Source organism: Clostridium sp. 19966, assembly GCF_032335695.1.
Taxonomy (GTDB): Bacteria; Bacillota; Clostridia; order Clostridiales; family Clostridiaceae; genus JACTOJ01.
The window spans coordinates 79,995-94,622 of record NZ_JACTOJ010000011.1; the positions used below are offsets into that span (position 1 = coordinate 79,995).

A 14,628-nucleotide genomic window follows, 5' to 3' on the forward strand; every position below is an offset into this window, starting at 1 on the left:
TCTATTGTACAGCCTGCAAATGAATCTTGCCATCTGCAAGATTCCATTTGGCAGTGTATGTAGGTTTTTCTAAATTCCAACCTGCATAGTCCGAGCCAGACAATATATTATCTTTTTTAGCCATATTTATTCCGCTGTTTATATCTCTATTAAGAGTGCTATGGCACCTTGGACAAGTAAATTTTCTTATACTTGGATCTTTCTTTTCCTTATGTCCACATATACAACATGCACTTGTAGTATTTTTTTCATCAACTACCGAAAATCTCTTACCGCTTCGCTCCATAACCCATTCCATTATAGTTCTTATTTTGCCGATGATTCCTTCATTTAACATGCTCCTATGCATATTGTTTTCTAATGCTGTTTCTATACTAGGTACATAATCTCCAAAAGCTATGTAGTCATAATTTTTTGCAGCCCAATTAGCTATACTGTAACTTGCAGTCTTAATCTGTTCTCGTCTGCAGTTATAGGCTTTATTTAGTGTCCTATTAAGTCTTTCCCACCTTTTACTAGGCAGAAAATATTCTGTTCCATTTTCTGTGGCTACTTTTTTTGATTTTCTCAAACATTGATCTCTTTTGCTTTTTAAAAAATCTATAGTTTCATCCCAATACTTTATCTGACTAAGCTTTGAAAATTCATAACTTGTGCCTCTATTGTCCACTGCCATAAATAAATTTTTATGATTTGGGTCTATAGAAAGCCAATTAACAGTTTCTTTTATTTCGGTGTCTTTTCTATTAATGCAGAATATAGCAAAATATCTTTCTCCTTGCTGCTTGCAGAGCCTAAAATTTCTTATTTCATCATCTTTTCTTAAGGAAAGCTTTTCTTTCAAATGTCCTGTTACTGATAGTCTCTTTTTTGATTCATTAATGCCAAGACTAATCTTAAGATTGTTGCCCTTTATGATTTTAAAACCTTTATTTGGTTCATCATAAAATAATGAAAACCAGCTATCCTTCCAAGACCTATAGTGTGGAAAGCCGCTGATACCATGAAAAAATCTATTATATGTTTCCTTAAGTCTTAAGGCTGTGTTTTTAAGTGGTGATGAATGAACGGTAATTAAAAAAGGACATTTAATCTTTAAAGTGGGAACTAGATCTCTTAAATTTCTGCCATAAAAAAGATTCCTCTCATTGTTATTTTCATCGTAATCTTTTATGGATATCTCTAAAAGCTTGTTATAGAGCCAATTACATATTTTTGATTGACCATCAAGAATCTTCTTTTCTTCACTTGAAAATATAACCTCTATTTTGCGATTAAATATCAAGTTGATTCACCATCCTTTCTATGACTCTAATAATCTCAGCTAATTAAGACCACTCCCAAGATTCTCTAATATTCTGAATTGATATCCTTTTGCCCAGCAATAGTCTGATACGCTTCTGACCTGTCTTACTAAATCCTCTCTTTGGTCCGAAGAGGAAACTCTACAGTAACCTATAGCTAACTTAACATTTTCCTTGTGATACTTGAAGCTAAGTAGTTCCTCATAAACACCTTATTGACATTTATGTTCAATTTTATACCTATAGAAGTAACTTTAATTAAATATTATGCAACTGTTTCTAGCCCCACTGCCTGAAAGCTTTTCCTTTGAAGCTAAAACAGTGAGCTGGTTAAAGCTAACAGAGATAAAGCGCCCATTATCTTCAGCTTTTGCAGCACTTACACAAATAGAAGTCTACGGGAGAGGATAGTTTAAGCTATCAATTTAGCTATATAACTTATTATTATTCCGCCCGGTACTAGTATTATTTGAGAAATAATAGTACCAGCGATCATTCCAGCCATTATAAAGGTGATACATCTATTAAAATGTAATTCGGAGCAGTCACCCCTTACAACATCGTCTGTCAGCAAGGAAAGAAAAGGGTCGATAAATACAAACATTAGAATAGTGGCAAAACCATTAATTACTGGTGAAAGAGTGGAGCAGGTAGTTCTAATCTCTGGAGCAAGGCATGCAGCATAAAGGGCGGCATAGCTTCCAACAGAGGAAAGAGAGTAAGCTAAGGCATTGAATAAAATTATTTTTTTAGGCATTCTTCTGATATCTTTAAGTTGATTCATATTGCTGCGCTTTGGAAGAGATAAACTATTTTTAAACTGCTCCATACCAGACTTTGAAAAGCCATGAAATACTAATCTAGGAATAGAACGATGAACATTAAAAGATTCTACAGCCCTTGAAAAAAGCTTTATAAAGGTTGGCATAAACAGTGCTCCTAATATTGTACCAGCAGTGGAAGCAAGAAGCATGATTCTAAAGGTAGCCACTAGGCTTCCCGCAGCATGGGAATTTATGCTTTGCTCTACCTTGCTGGTAAGAAGAGGGGCTTGAATTGTAGTAGCAGTTCTAGATATAAGTGCCAATATATTAAAAACAGAGGCAGTTATAGCAATTCTTCTGGTTTTCACACCTACAACTTTTGCTGCATAAGCAAGAATACCTATCAAACTTATTAAAAATGTCAGCACTATGACTATGATTATTTTTAAGCTCATAATTATCTCCTTAAAATAAAGAATAGCCTGCCATAACAATGGTAGGTTTATATAAAATACGAAACTATTCTTGGTAAAGTTCTAATTGGAAAACATGTCTTTCTTTAAATGTAAAAGATAAAAAAATATATGTTAATTTATTTATTAACGTATTTACTTTTATTTACATATAGTGTATTATAATTCTATATAAAATACAAATATTTGTAATACTGCAATTAGATGGGGGAGCAAATGAAAAATCCATTTAAAAGATATGTATGTATAAAACAGCATGATATTAAAGATTGCGGAGCAGCGTGCCTTGCAACAGTATCAAGGCAATATGGACTTAAAATTCCAATATCAAAGATACGCGAAATTGCAGGGACAGACAAACAAGGAACCAGCGCTTATGGAATCATTAAAGCAGCTGAACGGCTTGCTTTTACAGCAAAGGGAGTTAAAGTAAGCAAACCAGAAGATATATTTGAAGAATTTCCTCTTCCAGCCATAGCCCATGTAGTCATAGATGGAGTCTTTTTACATTACGTAGTTATACATAGAATAAGCAATAAAGAAATATTAATTGCAGATCCGGCAAAAGGAATGGTTAAATATAAACCTAAAGATTTCTTTAAGATATGGTCAGGCGTACTGATACTTATGGTGAAGTCATCAGAATTTAAAAAAGGCGATGAAACTAAAGGGTCATTTTCAAGGTTCTTTGGGTTGATAGAACCTCAGAAATCTTTAATATTAGACATATTTTTTGCTTCTTTAATATTTACCTTATTAGGCATAATAGGTGCTTTTTATTTTCAAGTATTAGTGGATGATGTACTTCAATATAACCTGTTAAACACGCTAAATATAATTTCAATTGGTTTTATTGTATTAAGCATTTTTAAAATATTATTAAATGCCTTTAGGTATCAATTACTTATGTATTTAGCCCAAAGAATAGACATACCTTTAATGCTTGGATATTACGAACACGTCATTAATCTTCCTATGAATTTCTTCGGTACAAGAAAAGTAGGAGAAATTGTATCTAGGTTTAATGATGCTGCCAAAATAAGAGAGGCCATTTCTGGAGCAACCTTAACCATAATGATTGATACTTTAATGGCTATAGCCGGTGCAATAATTTTATTTTCACAAAATCATCTTTTATTTGGTATTACCGTAATTCCAGTTGTTTTATATGCTATTACGGTTTTTGTTTTTAATAAGCCAATTAAAAATATTAATAGAGAAAATATGGAGAATAATGCAAAGATAACTTCTTACATAGTGGAATCTCTTACTGGTATTGAAACCATAAAAGCTTTCAATGCAGAAAATGAAGTAAATGGAGAAACAGAAAAAAGATTTATTAGATTAATGAAAAGTGCCTTTAAGACTGGATGGATAGGAAACTTACAAGCTTCTATAAAGGGCATGGTTAAAGGAATATTTGGAATAGTGATATTATGGGTAGGTGCCTATGAGTGCATTCAAGGCAGATTATCAGTTGGACAACTATTGGCGTTTAATTCCTTACTTGCATATTTTCTTGATCCAATAGAAAACTTAATTAATCTTCAAAGTCAGCTTCAGACAGCGATTGTTGCGGCAGATAGATTGGGAGAAATATTGGATTTAGAGCTAGAGAAAAGTTTAGATGAATATAAAAAGCTTAATCCCCATACCCTAAAGGGAAAGATAGAATTCAACAATGTAGATTTTAGGTATGGTACAAGAAAATTAATTTTGGAGGATTTAAATCTTACTATAAATCCTGGAGAAAGAATTGCCTTAGTAGGTGAAAGCGGCTCAGGGAAAACCACCTTAGTTAAGCTTCTTATGAATTTTTACCAATGTGAAAAAGGAGAAATATTAATAAATGGATATAATATCAAAGACATAAATATAGAAGCTTTAAGAGATAAAATAGCATACATTTCTCAAGATATATTTTTATTTAGCGGAACTATAAAAGAAAATCTTTTTTTTGGAAGACAGGATGTAGAGTTTGAGCAGGTAATAGATGCTTGCAAAAGAGCTAAGATCCATGATTTTATAAATGAGCAGCCTATGAGATATGACACCATAATAGAGGAAAACGGCTCTAATCTTTCAGGAGGGCAAAAGCAAAGAATCGCTATTGCTAGAGCAATTCTTAGAAATCCAGAGATAATAATAATGGATGAAGCTACTAGCAGTCTTGATTCAATTACTGAAAAAGCTATAGAAAAAACTATGAATGACTTTACAAAAGATATATCTACAATAATTATTGCTCACAGGTTAAGTACTATTATGAGCTGCGATAAGATTTATGTTATGGATAAGGGCAAAATTATAGAAAGCGGTTCGCATAGTGAACTCATCAGTAAAAGAGGAAGATACTTTGATTTATGGAAAGACCAGCTTCCAGAGAATTTTAATGAAAATATTGCAGCAGCTAAAGCCATAGAGGAGAATATGTGATGAATATTGTCATTCGAAATTTAGATGAAATAACAGACAGCAGAGAGTTGCTTGAAGCAAGACCTCATAGGTTTACTAGTACCTTTGCCTATATATTAATTGCAATATTTATTTCTGCTTTGCTTTGGGCTTACTTTGGTAAAATTGATATAGTTGTGAGTACAAATGGAGTTGTAAAATCAGATGAAAAAGCTAGTTCTGTTATCAATGAAGTGGATGGCAAAGTTAATAATATCAGGTTTAAAGATGGCCAAAAGGTAAAAAAGGGAGATGTGCTATATACTTTAGAATGTAAGGATTTTATTGCAGAAAAAAATAATTATGAAGAACAGTTAAAAGCTTTGCAGCTAGAAATAAGTGAGATAGATAAGCTTATAAATTCTGTAGCAGAAAATAAAAGTTATTTTGATAGTAATATACAAGATAAAAAAGAATATTTACAATATACCACTACTATTGAAAATCTATTATCAATTCGAAAGCAGTATGAAGAAAAACAAGATGAACTAGAAAAAGATATAGCTAATTTGCAGACGAACATTGATGAAAGTACTGTCAAAGCTTCAATAGATGGTATAGTTAGTGTAAAAAATGATATATCCATAGATCAGGTTATAAAAAATGGCCAGGAAATTTTAATTATTATACCTCAGAATAGTTCACAATATAAGGTTCAGTTATATGTATCTGATAAGGACATTGCAGCTATGAAGCCTGGGAAGACAATAAAATATCATTTTCAAGCGCTGCCTTATAAGGAATATGGAGAGCTTAAAGGGAAAATAACAGATGTGTCAGTAGAATCTTCTGTTGATGAGAAATCAGGGACAAGCTATTATTTGGCAGAAGCAACAATTGAGAATAAACCTTTAGTTAGTTATAAAGGTGAAAAAGGTGAACTTAAGTTAGGAATGGCTTGTGAAGCTCAGGTTATTACTGAGCGGAAGAAGATACTGTCTTATCTGCTTGAAAAGGTAAATCTAATAAATTGAAAGCTATATTCACAATAGTATTTTTATGAGAACTTTCGGCCGAAAGTTAAATTATTTTTAGGTGGGGGGTGAGAAAATGATTAATGAAAGAATATTATCAGATGAGGAATTATTAGACATAACAGGAGGAACTGCTTTTGCTGCTACAGCAATTTTAAGTTCTGCCGATGCTACTGGTACATTGGTTTGCTATGGATATGAACCAACACCAGGAACAAATCCTGTAAGAACTGCTTAAAAAATAGAAATCATAAAAATTCGGCCTTTAAATATTACAGATTAATTGATATGGAATAACTTGTATAAGTTATTCCATATTATTATAAGGAGGATTAGAAAATGAAGTATAAACCAATTACAGCGGTATGGGAAATAACCATGGGATGTAACCTTAGATGTAAGCACTGCGGTTCCAGCTGTGAAGGTCCAATGGAAGGAGAACTAACCACAGAAGAAGCATTAAAGTTATGTGATGATTTAGGGCAGCTTGAATTTAAATGGATTACCCTATCAGGTGGGGAACCTACCACAAGAAAAGATTGGCATTTAATAGCAAAAAGACTTTGTGAAAATAATATAATCCCCAATATGATTACAAATGGCTGGTTATTAAATGAAGAAATAATTGATAAAGCAGTTGAAGCAGGCATTAATACTATTGCAATAAGCATTGATGGCTTGGAAAATACACATGATTTAATAAGAAAGCCAGGTTCATTTAAAAAAGATATGGCAGCTTTTGATTTGTTAAAAAATAAAAATATAAATTATGGTGCAATAACTACTATAAATAGTATAAATATAAAGGAATTGGAGGAATTAAAAGCAATTCTTATAGAAAAAGGCTTAATGAGCTGGCAGCTGCAATTAGGACTGCCTATGGGAAATCTTGCAAAGAATATAGAGCTGGTAGCTAAGCCTTCAGATGTTGATATTTTAATAGATTTTGCTCATAGAGCAATGCTTGAAGGTAAAATTCAAATTAATTTGGGCGATTGTGTAGGTTATTATAATTTAAAGGAAATTCAAGTTAGGAATCATAATAAGAAAACTGAACAATATCAATGGAATGGCTGCGGTGCAGGCAGATGCAATCTTGGAATTTTGCATAATGGAGATATTGTTGGATGTACCTCTATAAGAAGCAGGGAATTTATAGAAGGAAATATCAAAGAGATACCTATCAAAGAAATCTGGGAAAATCCAGATAGCTTTAGCTGGAATAGGAGTATGAAAAAGGAACAGCTAAATGGTTTGTGTAAGATATGTAAATATGGCTCAAGCTGCCGTGGAGGGTGCTCTAATGCCAAATTAACTACTGGTGGAAGTATACATGCTGAGAACAAGTTTTGTTCCTATAACTTTGCCTTAAGCAGAGCAAAGCGTCAATTTGATAAAATAGAATCTATAGAGGAATTGAATTTTAAAGGTAAAAAATTTATTGAAAAAGGAAATTTACAACTAGCAGAGCTGGCATTGGCAAAAGCAGCAGAAATAGATTGTGAAAATGAAGAAAGCTTAAAGCTTTTAGGTTATTCAGAATTTATGCTTACAAATTACGATGAATCAAAACTGGTAAATGAAAAGCTTCTTTCCATGAATCCAGAAGATGCATATGCCAATAAGGGCATGGGCTTATGCCTCTGCAAATTAGGAGAAGTGGATGAAGGAATAGCGTATCTTAGAAAAGCTATAGCTCTTACTGATGAAAATTTCTTGGATCCCTATTATGATCTTGCAATCACACTTTTAGAAAACAATAGAAAACAAGAAGCTATCGACGTGATTGAAGAAGCAAAAGAAAAGTTTAAAGGCTTCGAAAAACTAAGTAAAATGTTTTACGAAACCGCTCAGATTCAGTAGGCATTATTAAAAATCCTCTATATCAGAAAAGATGAAGAGGATTTTCTTATTTTCAAAGCTACCTCTAGGATAATTGTGTTTGAAGAAATAATTTTTGTATATTAATTTGTTTACAATTATCCTTAATCTTATTTTTGTTAATATTACAAGGACCCAGTTCGTTTGTACATAGAAATCTTAATTCGCATTTTGAACATTTTTTGTTCTCTATATCATTTATAGGCAACTTAGCACGAATTTCTTTAAAGATTTCATTTTCAAACATATTAGCTAAAGTATCATTAAATACATTTCCAATCTTATATTTTCCTTCCTCAAAACATTGACATGGAAATACATCGCCATTGCCAGCAATATAAAATGATGGATTGCAGCTGAGCAGATTTGGAGATTTTGGTGGAAGAAGCCTGCCGCCATGAGCCAATGAGAAAATATTTATTTTACCATTAATTCTTTTCAGGCTATTAGCTGACTTGTTGGTGCTTTCATTGACAGCCTCTACATAGCTGGCTCTTAAACTTTGCGCTGTACTTGAGACATACTCTTCTTCTGTTACTGAAAGCAGGTCATTAGCTTTAATATCATCTATTTTTTCAAATTGAGTCATTGCCCAAGATACTTCACAATCCTTTAAAATATTATTTACCGCCGCAACTAATTTATCTAAAGAATTAATATTTATTGCTGATACTATAGGTTTTATAACTACAGTCATCCTTTTTTTCTTTAAAGAAAATTCATTTACTCTTTCAAGTGCTGCATAAATATTTTTATCAACATCTATATTTGACTTTCCCCACAAAAGCTGAAGCTCTTTTTCAATAACACTATCAAGGCTTATAGTGAAGCTGTCAACATATTCAAATAACCTATCTATATCAATGGAATTTAGAAGAGTACCATTAGTTATGAAATGAGGATCCAAGCCTATATTCTTTGCCTCTCTGCAGATTTCAATAAATTCATTATTCAAGGTGGGTTCTCCGCCAGTAAAAATAACTTTAGAGCCATTCATGCTTTTAAATTCCTTTAATACATCAATAATTTTATCCTTTGATATCATTAAGCTTGAATTGTTATTTAGCCTTATATTTCTTTCTTTTTTATTAATGCAGTAAAGGCAATTTAAATTGCATTTATCTGTGAGACTTATATAAATATCTCTAAAAGGATATCTATCCACTGTGCTTATATCACAGCTTTTGCTCATCCAGCTTGCTTCTTTAGGAGTTTTATTGAAGGATAAGAAACCACTTGTGATCAATTGTTCTACAAAGGGGAGAACATCTTCATTAAATATAGAATCATTGATTGAAAATTTATCAATTAGATTTTTCTTAACTATCTCCAAGTTACTGCTATTATGTATTTCATTATATATTGAAACTCCTATTTCATCTAAAGCTATCCAGTAATGGATGGAAGGATTAAATAAAACATATTTGTTCTGATGATTTTCTATAATATCTTCATAATTATCTACTTTATATAAATAATTAGTGTAATTATCAAATAAGTTGTTTTTTTCATTAACTTTTTCCATAAATAAACACCTTCTTATAAAATCATAATAGAAGTAGACTCAATTCAAGTAATTAAAAGGTTATATATTATTGATTTAATTATTCTTTAAAATTAAAGGTCTCAGAAACTCGTCCAGGTGGCCTAGTTGGTGGAATTGTTTGTATTAAATCAGTAGAAACCAAATTACTAATGGAACCTCCGTTAGTTTCAATAGCTTCACCTTCTAAGATTTCTTTTAAATTAGATTTTTTAAAGTCGGGCAATTCTATTGATGGCTTTTTCCACATTTTATCACCTCCAGTTTTGTTAATCTTATTCGAAGTCAAATGCTGGGTAACTGATTATTCCAGGTGGTCGAGTTGGTGTAGATATTGAGCTTAAATCCACATTCAATAAATTAACAGAAGCACCTCCATTTGTATCAAGAGATTCCTTTTCTAAAAGCTCTTCTAAATTTGATTTATTGAAATCAGGCAATTCTATTGATGGCTTTTTCCACATTATTATCACCTCCGATTTTGTTAATTTTGGTTGAAGTCAAAGGGTGGGTCACTAACATATCCAGGTGTTCGAGTTATTGTAGATATTGAATCTAAATTAATATTTGATGAATTGGCAGAAGCACCTCCGTTTGTATCAAGAGATTCCTTCTCTAAAAGCTCTTCTAAATTTGATTTATTGAAATCGGGCATTTCTATTGATGGCTTTTTCCACATTTTATCACCTCCCACTACTTAATATTACTTGAATTGAACTACTACTTAATATTATACCAAAAATTTACAATAATGTAAAATAACATATTTAACGAAAAATAAAATAACCTGCCATTAAATAGCAGGTTAACATAGAGTGCTTATTATTTTGGTTCTGTTTTAAATCAATGTTGATTTTTATGTTTATTTAAAACATCCCCTATTTTTCGTAAAGTTCTAAGGGAAGACCATCAGGGTCACTAAAAAATGTAAACTTTTTATTAGTAATCTCATCAGTTCTTATTTCTTCTACCTCTACAGCTTTTTCCTTAAGTTCGCTTACAGCGGCTTTTATATCATCAACCTCAAAGGCAAGATGTCTAAGACCAGCAGCTTCAGGATAACTAGGCCTTTTAGGAGGAGAAGGAAAAGAAAACAATTCTATTTGGCAATCTCCAAGGATTAAATCTAATTTATAAGAATTGCGTGTAGCCCTATACACTTCATTTATCACATTAAAACCTAGTATCTCTGTATAAAAAAATTTAGACTTTTCATAATTTGAACATATTATTGCTGCGTGATGAGTTCTATTAATTTTCATTTAATCACTCCTTACGATATTGAACTATTTCATTATAATTATATAATAAGTATAAGGTTTTAATATGATGTGTCAAACCAAAAGACAGGAGAAAGCAAATGAAGAGATTTAAAAAAGTTTATATAGAAATAACTAATATATGCAACTTAAAGTGCGAGTTTTGTCCTCAAACTCAGAGAAAAGCAAATACTATGGATAAGGAAACTTTTAAGCATATAGTGAAGGAAGTACAGCCATACACAGATCATATATATTTTCATGTGAAAGGGGAACCTTTGCTGCACCCATACATAGAGGATTTTTTGGACATAAGCGAGGAAGCTGGACTAAAGGTTAATATAACAACTAACGGTACTTTACTAAAGAACGTGGGGACGAAACTCATAGGAAAACGGGCGCTAAGACAAATAAATATATCTCTTCACAGCTTTGATGCTAATGAAAAAAGCATAGATATAGAAGAATATATCAATGAAATAGTGAGCTTTTCAAAAGAAATAACAGAGAAAAGCGGTACTATTGCAGCTTTAAGATTGTGGAATTTAGATAAAAGCAATAAGATTAATTTAGCAAAAAACAAAAACAGGCATATACTTAATTTTATAGAGGAAGCTTTCAAACTAAATTATAATATAGAAGAAAAGTTTACTAATGAAAGAGGTCAGAAAATAGCTGAGAATATTTATTTAAATCAGGATCATGAGTTTCAATGGCCAAGTCTTCAAGCTGATAGTTTTGGGGAAGAAGGATTCTGTCAAGGGCTTAAGCAGCAAATAGCTATTTTAAGTGAAGGAACTGTGGTGCCCTGCTGCCTAGATGGGGAAGGAGTTATAAATTTAGGAAATATAAAGGACACAGCTTTTAAGGAAATCATTGAAGGAGATAGGGCTAAAAAAATATTGGAGGGCTTTTCTAGAAGGAAAGTTGAGGAAGAACTTTGCAAAAGATGCGGCTTTAGGACACGCTTTTAAAGTAAGCTATGCTTTAAGAGAATGCTGCTAAGGGCTTTGTCCCTTCTTGGCAAGATTGCATAGGGATAATTTAACTTTGGTGTAAGTATTGACTATAAAACAACTTTAAACTTATAATTATTTTAATATAGGATTTTGTATGATTATTCAGAAAAATACCTGTATTAATAAAAGGCTATGTTTTAAAAGAATGTTGATAAAGGCTTTGATTGCTTTAAAACAGAGTCTAATAAACAAGTGGCAAGTATTATTTTGATAAGGCGGGATGGCTGTGGAATGTTATGCGAATTTGCTGGTAGGAACTTCAGGTGTGTCTAAAGATGCATGCTATATTTCTGATAATAAAGATATTTTTGTCTTATGTGAGGGCGGTTCAAGCTTTTATACGGAGAAACCTGCTAGTGAATATTGTATAAATGCTTTTAAGAAAGCAAACTATGGGGCTTCTGGTTTGCAGCCTTTTGACTACTTAAAACAGTGTATAAATGTGGCAAACAATACATTGATAGAAAAGAGTCAGGAAGAAGAAAAACTTTTTACAAGCAGCATTCTTGCAGTGGTATTGGAGAAGAATCAGCTTTATATAAGCGGAGTAGGCAATACGGAATCTTTTTTAATTAAAGGTTCCACCATAAAAAGATTTTTAAAAACTAAAAAGAAATATCATAATGAGATAGAATATGGAATCCTTACTGAAGAGGATGCAGTTAAAGCCGTAGGAGCCTTGCCAGAAAGATTAAAGCCTTATTTTGATAACTATTTGCCGGAAGTTGTACCAGATATAGCTTCAAACAAGGATACTGTTCAGCTGGGAGATATATTGCTGCTATGTTCCAATTTGGTATATAGTCTCATAAATCAACAGGAAATGCTTGATATAATGAGAAATAACGCTTTGGAAGCAGCCGTTGAAAAAGTATTTTCTCTGGTAGCAGCTAGGTATCCTAAGTATTGGATTGGGGACAGAACATTTGTGGCTATAAAGTTTTAAAGCAAATTTTGAATAGGTGTGAAAAAATACACTTATTTAAAGTGCAGCTAATATTAAAAGGGGGCAAACTTTTATATGAAAAAAATTCTTGCTGATATTCAGCAAATTGGGGCAAATTATAAGAGTATACAGTCAGAATTCGTTTTTGATTCCATATTGCAGGGCAATGTTTCCACTAATGCTTATGTAGATGAAAAGAGCGATTCTACCATATCTATGGTATGGGACATGGAACAATGTATTTACTTTGGAGGGCACTCATCTAATAAAGAGGACTATGTTGAAGCTGTTAGATTTTTAAAGGAAAATATATTGGATGAGGATACCCGAGATAAGCTTTCTATGATAAAAATATATTATGAAACTGATGAATGGGAAGATATACTGCTGGAGGAGCTAAGAAACTTTAATGCTCAGATATATTGGAGAAGTCTCTATGCTCACAATTTTGATGAAATTCCAGAGCAGATTAATGCGGATAAGGGGCTTAGCATAACAAATATAGATGGACAAATAATATTTAGTTCTAAGCTAGCTAATGTACACTTTCTTAAAAAAGAAATAGAGAAAAAATGGGCTAGCAAAAACAGATTTGTAACCCATGGTTTTGGTTATTGTGCTATAAAGGATAAGGAAATTTTAGGGTGGTGTACAGCTGAATATTTGGGAAACAAGACCTGTGGAGTAGGAATACAGACAGTTCAGGAATTCCAAAGGCAGGGAGTTGCGTCTATTCTTTCTGAGATATTTTTAAAAAAATGCAGAGAGAAAGGGCTGGTACCTTACTGGGATACTTGGAAGAAGAACATTTCATCACTTTCCTGTGCAGAAAAAATAGGTTTTCGCAAGGTAACAGATTATAAAGTAGTTCTTGCATTGTTATAATATATAACTTAAAAAAAGTGTCAAAGTAAGGTATAAATCCTTCCTTGACACTTTTTTATTTGGGTTCTTTTAAAACTATATTGGTTAACTCTTAGCCGGAAGTTTGTCCAAAGTATCAAATTCATAGCCTTGAGCTATTAATTTTTTAAGTAAGTCATCTAATATTTCAGCATTAGTTTTAGATTCTGGATGTAAAAGTATTATAGCTCCATTATGGACACTTTTTAATATAGAAGTCTCCGCCTTAGTCGGATCTGGCTGCTTGTTTGGATCCCAATCCTCATAGGCAAAGCTCCAGAATACAGATTTATATCCAAAGGTATTTGTTAAGTATAGTGAACGTTCACTGTATTCACCCATTGGCGGTCTAAAAAATTTAGATATATTTTTGCCAGTCAGTTGATTGAAGGCTTGTTCTACGCCAGCGAATTCATCATTAAATTTTTTAGGATCTGTTATACTTGGCATTGAAAGGTGGCGAACGCTGTGATTTGCAGCTAAATGACCTTCAGCCACTATCCTTTTTACATTGTCAGGCGAAGATTTTATATAAGGCTGAGTCATAAAAAATGAGGCATGTACATTATTAGCTTTAAGAGCATCTAAAAGCTTTGGAGTGTACCCAGCTTCGTAACCTTCATCAAAAGTCAGATAAATGACTTTCCTGCTAGTATCCCCTACGTAGTAAGCATTGTAAGGAGTAATCCAATTTTTAGATTCAGCAGGTGAATCAGGTATAGTGTTATCTGCATGTTTCATAAAGTACCAAGACTTTTTTACATTAGACAGTGAATTCATCTTATTCACATCTACATTATTTACTAAACTAGCCACATTCACATATGGGGAGTTATTAGTATCGTTAGTTCCTTCAGTTGAATTGCTGGTATTAGAATTTGTATTTTGCTGAGATTTTGAATTATTATCAGCAGGTTTACTGTTCTTTTCACCAGGTTTTGCTACAACCGCAGAAGTAGCTTTAGTAATAGCTTTGCTGTCTTTTTTTTGGCCGCCAAGCTGTGAAAAATAATAAACAGAAGCCGAAGCGGAAAAAATTAATGCAACAGCAGAAAAAATAAGAATTCTAGTATGTTTATTCATGTTTTAAGACCCCTATCTCCTTTGC

15 protein-coding genes and 1 pseudogene are annotated in these 14,628 nt (G+C 32.4%); 7 read left to right on the forward strand and 9 right to left on the reverse strand.

Annotated features, from left to right (window positions below; translation table 11 throughout):
• Position 1: 1 nt before the first annotated feature.
• From IAI10_RS12895 to IAI10_RS12905, 3 genes and pseudogenes are all read right to left on the reverse strand, one after another.
• On the reverse strand, positions 2 to 1,285 hold the full coding sequence (locus IAI10_RS12895; RefSeq protein ID WP_315673688.1) for a transposase: 1,284 nt from the start codon (positions 1,283 to 1,285) through the stop codon (positions 2 to 4).
• Between the two features lie 42 nt (positions 1,286 to 1,327).
• Positions 1,328 to 1,453: pseudogene (locus tag IAI10_RS12900) on the reverse strand (IS607 family transposase); the annotation flags it as partial.
• 263 nt (positions 1,454 to 1,716) lie between these two features.
• Complete coding sequence (locus IAI10_RS12905; protein ID WP_315673689.1) at positions 1,717 to 2,523, reverse strand: lipid II flippase Amj family protein; 807 nt, start codon at positions 2,521 to 2,523, stop codon at positions 1,717 to 1,719.
• 234 nt (positions 2,524 to 2,757) lie between these two features.
• On the opposite strand from IAI10_RS12905, the gene IAI10_RS12910 reads away from it, so the two are divergent.
• The 4 genes from IAI10_RS12910 (at position 2,758) to IAI10_RS12925 (ending at position 7,832) form a co-directional block, all read left to right on the forward strand.
• Positions 2,758 to 4,977, forward strand: coding sequence for a peptidase domain-containing ABC transporter (locus IAI10_RS12910; protein ID WP_315673690.1), 2,220 nt, complete (start codon positions 2,758 to 2,760; stop codon positions 4,975 to 4,977).
• Positions 4,977 to 5,969 (forward strand): HlyD family efflux transporter periplasmic adaptor subunit, encoded by a 993-nt coding sequence (locus IAI10_RS12915; protein WP_315673691.1) that lies wholly within the window; start codon positions 4,977 to 4,979, stop codon positions 5,967 to 5,969. The genes IAI10_RS12910 and IAI10_RS12915 overlap by 1 nt, the downstream gene beginning before the upstream one ends.
• 76 nt (positions 5,970 to 6,045) lie before the next feature.
• The gene (locus tag IAI10_RS12920; protein WP_315673692.1) at positions 6,046 to 6,207 is read left to right on the forward strand and encodes a hypothetical protein; all 162 of its coding nucleotides are present in this window, start codon (positions 6,046 to 6,048) and stop codon (positions 6,205 to 6,207) included.
• Between the two features lie 101 nt (positions 6,208 to 6,308).
• Positions 6,309 to 7,832, forward strand: a complete 1,524-nt coding sequence (locus IAI10_RS12925) for a radical SAM/SPASM domain-containing protein (RefSeq protein WP_315673693.1) — start codon at positions 6,309 to 6,311, stop codon at positions 7,830 to 7,832.
• Positions 7,833 to 7,896: 64 nt separating this feature from the next.
• Here IAI10_RS12925 and IAI10_RS12930 read toward each other — a convergent pair whose 3' ends face one another.
• From IAI10_RS12930 to IAI10_RS12950, 5 genes are all read right to left on the reverse strand, one after another.
• Positions 7,897 to 9,375: a radical SAM/SPASM domain-containing protein gene (locus IAI10_RS12930; protein ID WP_315673694.1), complete on the reverse strand. Its 1,479-nt coding sequence runs from the start codon at positions 9,373 to 9,375 to the stop codon at positions 7,897 to 7,899.
• A 79-nt stretch (positions 9,376 to 9,454) separates the two neighbouring features.
• Positions 9,455 to 9,643 carry a hypothetical protein gene (locus tag IAI10_RS12935; protein ID WP_315673695.1) on the reverse strand — a complete coding sequence of 63 codons (189 nt, stop codon included), beginning with the start codon at positions 9,641 to 9,643 and terminating at the stop codon, positions 9,455 to 9,457.
• A gap of 25 nt (positions 9,644 to 9,668) precedes the next feature.
• Positions 9,669 to 9,857, reverse strand: coding sequence for a hypothetical protein (locus IAI10_RS12940; RefSeq protein ID WP_315673696.1), 189 nt, complete (start codon positions 9,855 to 9,857; stop codon positions 9,669 to 9,671).
• A gap of 20 nt (positions 9,858 to 9,877) precedes the next feature.
• Positions 9,878 to 10,072 carry a hypothetical protein gene (locus IAI10_RS12945; RefSeq protein WP_315673697.1) on the reverse strand — a complete coding sequence of 65 codons (195 nt, stop codon included), beginning with the start codon at positions 10,070 to 10,072 and terminating at the stop codon, positions 9,878 to 9,880.
• A 199-nt stretch (positions 10,073 to 10,271) separates the two neighbouring features.
• Positions 10,272 to 10,655: a VOC family protein gene (locus IAI10_RS12950; protein WP_315673698.1), complete on the reverse strand. Its 384-nt coding sequence runs from the start codon at positions 10,653 to 10,655 to the stop codon at positions 10,272 to 10,274.
• Between the two features lie 98 nt (positions 10,656 to 10,753).
• On the opposite strand from IAI10_RS12950, the gene IAI10_RS12955 reads away from it, so the two are divergent.
• The 3 genes from IAI10_RS12955 to IAI10_RS12965 all read left to right on the forward strand — a co-directional run bounded on the left by IAI10_RS12955 (position 10,754) and on the right by IAI10_RS12965 (position 13,502).
• On the forward strand, positions 10,754 to 11,626 hold the full coding sequence (locus IAI10_RS12955; protein WP_315673699.1) for a radical SAM/SPASM domain-containing protein: 873 nt from the start codon (positions 10,754 to 10,756) through the stop codon (positions 11,624 to 11,626).
• Positions 11,627 to 11,897: 271 nt separating this feature from the next.
• Positions 11,898 to 12,617 carry a PP2C family serine/threonine-protein phosphatase gene (locus IAI10_RS12960; protein WP_315673700.1) on the forward strand — a complete coding sequence of 240 codons (720 nt, stop codon included), beginning with the start codon at positions 11,898 to 11,900 and terminating at the stop codon, positions 12,615 to 12,617.
• Positions 12,618 to 12,692: 75 nt separating this feature from the next.
• The gene (locus tag IAI10_RS12965) at positions 12,693 to 13,502 is read left to right on the forward strand and encodes a GNAT family N-acetyltransferase (RefSeq protein ID WP_315673701.1); all 810 of its coding nucleotides are present in this window, start codon (positions 12,693 to 12,695) and stop codon (positions 13,500 to 13,502) included.
• An 84-nt stretch (positions 13,503 to 13,586) separates the two neighbouring features.
• Here IAI10_RS12965 and pdaA read toward each other — a convergent pair whose 3' ends face one another.
• The gene (pdaA, locus tag IAI10_RS12970; RefSeq protein ID WP_315673702.1) at positions 13,587 to 14,603 is read right to left on the reverse strand and encodes a delta-lactam-biosynthetic de-N-acetylase; all 1,017 of its coding nucleotides are present in this window, start codon (positions 14,601 to 14,603) and stop codon (positions 13,587 to 13,589) included.
• Between the last annotated feature and the right edge of the window lie 25 nt (positions 14,604 to 14,628).

Coding starts and splice junctions, on each gene's coding strand:
- IAI10_RS12905 (WP_315673689.1), bottom strand. CDS start 2,523: ATGAGCTTAAAAATAATCATAGTCATAGTGCTGACATTTTTAATAAGT.
- IAI10_RS12910 (WP_315673690.1), top strand. CDS start 2,758: ATGAAAAATCCATTTAAAAGATATGTATGTATAAAACAGCATGATATT.
- IAI10_RS12915 (WP_315673691.1), top strand. CDS start 4,977: ATGAATATTGTCATTCGAAATTTAGATGAAATAACAGACAGCAGAGAG.
- IAI10_RS12920 (WP_315673692.1), top strand. CDS start 6,046: ATGATTAATGAAAGAATATTATCAGATGAGGAATTATTAGACATAACA.
- IAI10_RS12925 (WP_315673693.1), top strand. CDS start 6,309: ATGAAGTATAAACCAATTACAGCGGTATGGGAAATAACCATGGGATGT.
- IAI10_RS12930 (WP_315673694.1), bottom strand. CDS start 9,375: ATGGAAAAAGTTAATGAAAAAAACAACTTATTTGATAATTACACTAAT.
- IAI10_RS12935 (WP_315673695.1), bottom strand. CDS start 9,643: ATGTGGAAAAAGCCATCAATAGAATTGCCCGACTTTAAAAAATCTAAT.
- IAI10_RS12940 (WP_315673696.1), bottom strand. CDS start 9,857: ATGTGGAAAAAGCCATCAATAGAATTGCCTGATTTCAATAAATCAAAT.
- IAI10_RS12945 (WP_315673697.1), bottom strand. CDS start 10,072: ATGTGGAAAAAGCCATCAATAGAAATGCCCGATTTCAATAAATCAAAT.
- IAI10_RS12950 (WP_315673698.1), bottom strand. CDS start 10,655: ATGAAAATTAATAGAACTCATCACGCAGCAATAATATGTTCAAATTAT.
- IAI10_RS12955 (WP_315673699.1), top strand. CDS start 10,754: ATGAAGAGATTTAAAAAAGTTTATATAGAAATAACTAATATATGCAAC.
- IAI10_RS12965 (WP_315673701.1), top strand. CDS start 12,693: ATGAAAAAAATTCTTGCTGATATTCAGCAAATTGGGGCAAATTATAAG.
- pdaA (WP_315673702.1), bottom strand. CDS start 14,603: ATGAATAAACATACTAGAATTCTTATTTTTTCTGCTGTTGCATTAATT.